The organism is Christensenella sp. KGMB01412 (assembly GCF_055522415.1).
Genome location: NZ_JBVFVW010000024.1, coordinates 1 through 1,347 on the forward strand (window position 1 = coordinate 1; position 1,347 = coordinate 1,347).

Sequence of the window (1,347 nt, forward strand, 5' to 3'; positions counted from 1 at the left end):
GCATCCGTAACCTTCCTTGCAACGACAACGATACGCCCGTTGTCCGTTGAATATTCGCACGTAGACAGCGTAATCAGCTCGTCCCCATACTCCGGCGTTACGCCTGTTTCGTACAATTCCTTCTCCTTGCAGTTGCTTATGAACTCATCAAACTCTTCTTCGTTCCTTGCATCGTAGAACTGGTAGAACTTAAACACGTCCGTTTCGTCTTTGTTGTAGATCTTTGTCAGGAACACCGCCGCTATCTCATATTCGTCCTCGCTGTACAATGTGTCAAACCGTATCCGTTTGTGTTCCTGATAGAACTCTTCTTCCCTGTAATCCAGCAGCGTGTGGAACATCGTCCCGTTTTTCATGTTGTGACCATGGATCAGCAGGTTCGTGCTCCGCGGCTCTACCGTGCAGTTCTTATCTATGAAGATACATCCTTCCTTCGTCGGATCCTCCTCCTTCTCAAAATTCCGGTACAGGTAGTATTCCCCGTCCTGCGGCGTATACATCACAGGGTAATCCACCTCCGTCCCCTCTATTTTGATCCAGCCTGCGATATCGCTGTTCTGGTCGTACAGCTTTTTCATGGAAGGGAGCATCTGCGGCTCAGTGGGCGTTGCAGATGCGCTGGCAGCAGGCGATTCTGACGGCGTTGGCACAGCGTCTGCTTCCCTTACAGGCTGCGGCGCAGGCGCCGCCGCCTGCACGTTCCATACGATCAATCCGATTGTCACGCATACCGCAGCGATTGCCACAAGCAGCACCGCCAGCCACCTTTTCTTTTTAACAGGCGTCAAATGCCCTCTCTCTTCTGGTTCGCCGCTTTTTCGTCCTTTGCCCTTCTGAGCGTTGTCATCCTTCAATTCGTTCATTCCTTTTGTTCTCCATGTAAGGTGGCGGAAGCCGCCACCCAAACACATAAGGCGGGAAACCTCCCGCCTTTCTGTGTATGTATCTCAGTGTACTTTGCCTGTATTTCTATTGAATGGCTTATTTATGCGAAAGTGCCTTTTTACCCGCAACGATTGCGACTGTTGCCGCTGCTGCAAGGCCGATCACCGCAAACAGCATGATATCTGTCGTCGTATCGCCCGTCTTCGGCACATCGTCCAGACCGCCGGCTTTTGCCGAAGCGCTCGCGCTTGCGGACGGATTTGAACCCGGATTTGAGGTTGGCTGGCTCGTCGGCTCGTTTGACGGCTGGCTCGTCGGCTGGGAAGTGGGCTCGCTTGTCGGCTGTGCCGGTGCCGCTACCGTCGCAGTTGCCGCATAGGCTCCTGTTTCGTTTGTTTCATTGCCGGAAGCGTCGGACGTTACCACGCCAGACAGGGAGAAGCTCACTGTTTCCCCTGCCGC

At 53.5% G+C, this 1,347-nt stretch carries 1 protein-coding gene and 1 pseudogene; both read right to left on the bottom strand.

From position 1 onward, the window contains the following. Positions 1-863 (bottom strand): class B sortase (locus ACS5WU_RS13845; RefSeq protein WP_465089206.1); only part of this gene is annotated, 863 nt, incomplete at its 3' end. Between the two features lie 118 nt (positions 864-981). Beyond that, positions 982-1,347: pseudogene (locus ACS5WU_RS13850) on the bottom strand (hypothetical protein); the annotation flags it as partial.